This window comes from Novosphingobium sp. SG919 (genome assembly GCF_012932495.1).
In the GTDB taxonomy this organism is placed as follows: Bacteria; Pseudomonadota; Alphaproteobacteria; order Sphingomonadales; family Sphingomonadaceae; genus Novosphingobium; species Novosphingobium rhizosphaerae.
In genome coordinates, this window is sequence record NZ_JABCNG010000017.1 from 1 (window position 1) to 3,407 (window position 3,407).

General features: G+C 54.1%; 1 tRNA gene and 2 rRNA genes. All 3 read right to left on the reverse strand.

Going from position 1 to position 3,407, the window contains the following annotated elements:
- The 3 genes from FHT19_RS24185 to FHT19_RS24195 all read right to left on the reverse strand — a co-directional run bounded on the left by FHT19_RS24185 (position 1) and on the right by FHT19_RS24195 (position 3,194).
- Positions 1 to 77 (reverse strand) — tRNA-Met (locus FHT19_RS24185).
- Positions 78 to 167: 90 nt separating this feature from the next.
- Positions 168 to 282: ribosomal RNA gene (gene rrf / locus FHT19_RS24190) — 5S ribosomal RNA — on the reverse strand.
- A 119-nt stretch (positions 283 to 401) separates the two neighbouring features.
- A 23S ribosomal RNA gene (locus FHT19_RS24195) occupies positions 402 to 3,194 on the reverse strand.
- Positions 3,195 to 3,407: the final 213 nt, after the last annotated feature.

Sequence of the window (3,407 nt, forward strand, 5' to 3'; positions counted from 1 at the left end):
TGGTTGCGGGGGCAGGATTTGAACCTGCGACCTTCAGGTTATGAGCCTGACGAGCTACCGGGCTGCTCCACCCCGCGATGTTAGCAACAAAGCCCCGTCGATGTATTCGACGGGGCTTTGTTGGATTTGAGATTGTGATGGGTTTTTACATGCGCGCCGGCTTCAATGCCTGGCGACGACCTACTCTTCCAACGCTTGAGCGTTAGTACCATTGGCGCGGACTGGTTTCACGGCCGAGTTCGAGAAGGGATCGGGTGGTTCACAGACGCTATGGTCACCAGGCAATGGAGCGGGCGCACATGATGTTTTTAGATCGATGGTTTGGGATCTGGCTTGGTATCGTCCGGGTTTCACCGTTGGTTCTGCGGGTTGCGCAGGGTTGTTGGTGAGGGTGTGGATTCTACAAGCATGATAAGAGTGATTAGGACCGGTTAGCTTCATGCGTTACCGCACTTCCACACCCGGCCTATCAACGTGGTGGTCTACCACGACTCGATGATACCTTATCTTGAGGGAGGCTTCCCGCTTAGATGCTTTCAGCGGTTATCCCGTCCATGCATAGCTACCCTGCTGCGCTCCTGGCGGAACGACAGGTACACCAGAGGCATGTTCACCCCGGTCCTCTCGTACTAGGGGCAACTCCTCTCAAGTATCGACGCCCACGGCAGATAGGGACCAAACTGTCTCGCGACGTTCTGAACCCAGCTCACGTACCACTTTAATTGGCGAACAGCCAAACCCTTGGGACCTGCTCCAGCCCCAGGATGTGATGAGCCGACATCGAGGTGCCAAACGATTCCGTCGATATGAGCTCTTGGGAATCATCAGCCTGTTATCCCCGGCGTACCTTTTATCCGTTGAGCGATGGCCCTTCCACGAGGGACCACCGGATCACTATGACCGACTTTCGTCTCTGCTCGACTCGTCAGTCTCGCAGTCAGGCAGGCTTATGCCATTGCACTCTAGCAGACGGTTTCCAACCGTCCTGAGCCTACCATCGCGCGCCTCCGTTACTCTTTAGGAGGCGACCGCCCCAGTCAAACTACCCGCCACAGAGGGTCCCCGCACCGGATGACGGTGCTGGGTTAGACATCAGAAAACAACAGGGTGGTATTTCACCTATGGCTCCACACCGGCTGGCGCCAGTGCTTCAAAGCCTCCCACCTATGCTACACAATTCTTTCCTAATGCCACTCTGAAGCTGCAGTAAAGGTGCACGGGGTCTTTCCGTCTAACCGCGGGTACTCCGCATCTTCACGGAGAATTCAATTTCGCTGAGCATATCCTGGAGACAGTGGGGAAGTCGTTACGCCATTCGTGCAGGTCGGAACTTACCCGACAAGGAATTTCGCTACCTTAGGACCGTTATAGTTACGGCCGCCGTTTACCGGGGCTTCAATTCGGAGCTTGCACTCCTCCTCTTAACCTTCCGGCACCGGGCAGGCGTCAGACCCTATACGTCGTCTTGAAGCCGACTTAGCAGAGTCCTGTGTTTTTGCTAAACAGTCGCTACCCCCTGGCCTGTGCCCCCCACAAGTGCTTGCGCATATGTGGGGCCTCCTTCTTCCGAAGGTACGGAGGCAATTTGCCGAGTTCCTTCAGGATACTTCTCTCAAGCGCCTTGGTATACTCTACCTGACCACCTGTGTCGGTTTCGGGTACGGTCTATATGGAGAGGCTATTTCCTGGAACCTCGTCACAGCCAGCTCAATCCGATAAGAGCTGACAATTTAAGAGATCCGTCACTCATCTCCAGGCCCACGAATATTAACGTGGTTCCCATCGACTACCCCCTTCGGGCTCGTCTTAGGGGCCGGCTCACCCTGCTCAGATTAGCTTTAAGCAGGAACCCTTGGTCTTTCGGCGAGAGGGCATCTCACCCTCTTTGTCGCTACTCATGTCAGCATTCGCACTTCCGATACCTCCACGGTCGGTTACCCTTCCGCTTCGCAGGCCTACGGAACGCTCCGCTACCGCTCAGATCATAGATCTGAACCCTAAGCTTCGGTGCACGTCTTGAGCCCCGTTACATCTTCGCCGCAGGAACCCTTATTTAGACCAGTGAGCTGTTACGCTTTCTTTAAATGATGGCTGCTTCTAAGCCAACATCCTGGTTGTTTTGGGATTCCCACATGCTTTCCCACTTAGACGTGACTTGGGGACCTTAGCTGTAGGTTAGGGCTGTTTCCCTTTTGACGACGGACCTTAGCACCCGCCGTCTGTCTGCCGGATAAATCTCGTTGGTATTCGGAGTTTGGTTAGAGTTGGTAGATCTCGCGACCCCCGCATCCATCCAGTGCTCTACCCCCAACGGTATACGTCCGACGCTCTACCTCAATAGATTTCGCGGAGAACCAGCTATTTCCCGGTTTGATTGGCCTTTCACCCCTAAACACAACTCATCCGACAATTTTTCAACATTGAACGGTTCGGCCCTCCAGTGCGTGTTACCGCACCTTCAGCCTGGTCATGCCTAGATCACCGGGTTTCGGGTCTAATTCATCGAACTCTAGCGCCCTATTCAGACTCGCTTTCGCTGCGCCTACACCTAACGGCTTAAGCTTGCTCGATAAACTAAGTCACTGACCCATTATGCAAGAGGTACGCAGTCACCCCCTATGGGGCTCCTACTGCTTGTAAGCATCCGGTTTCAGGTACTGTTTCACTCCCCTCATCGGGGTGCTTTTCACCTTTCCCTCACGGTACTAGTTCGCTATCGGTCATGTACGAGTATTTAGGCTTGGAGGGTGGTCCCCCCATGTTCAGACAGGATTTCACGTGTCCCGCCCTACTCGAGGCCTCATCCATCACTTTCGCATACGGGGCTATCACCCGCTATGGCCAGACTTTCCAGACTGTTCTGCTAGTTGAAGATGAGGCACTGGCCTGGTCCGCGTTCGCTCGCCACTACTAACGGAATCTCGGTTGATGTCTTTTCCTCCAGGTACTGAGATGTTTCAGTTCCCCGGGTTCGCTTCACCAAAGCTATTTTATTCACTAAGGTGATACCTTATCCACCTCACTCAAAACCCGATCACTCGGACTTCGAGAGAAATGGTGAAGGTGGGTTTCCCCATTCGGAAATCGCCGGATCAAAGCTCGCTCACAGCTCCCCGACGCTTATCGCAGCGTGCCACGTCCTTCTTCGCCTGTACATGCCAAGGCATCCACCAGATGCTCTTACCTCACGCTTGAGAATCCACACCATCACCAACAAGCCTGCATAACGCTCGTGATGTCCCAGGTGCGGACGATATCTCAGCCAGATCGAACAACGCATCATATGGCCGAAGCCACACGACCGTTGCCCATAATGTGTGTTGCTTGCTCGCACAGCGACCGTAATCGCCGATACGATGCAACACGGCATCGATCTAAAAACCCATTCACAATGTCAAAGAGGCGCC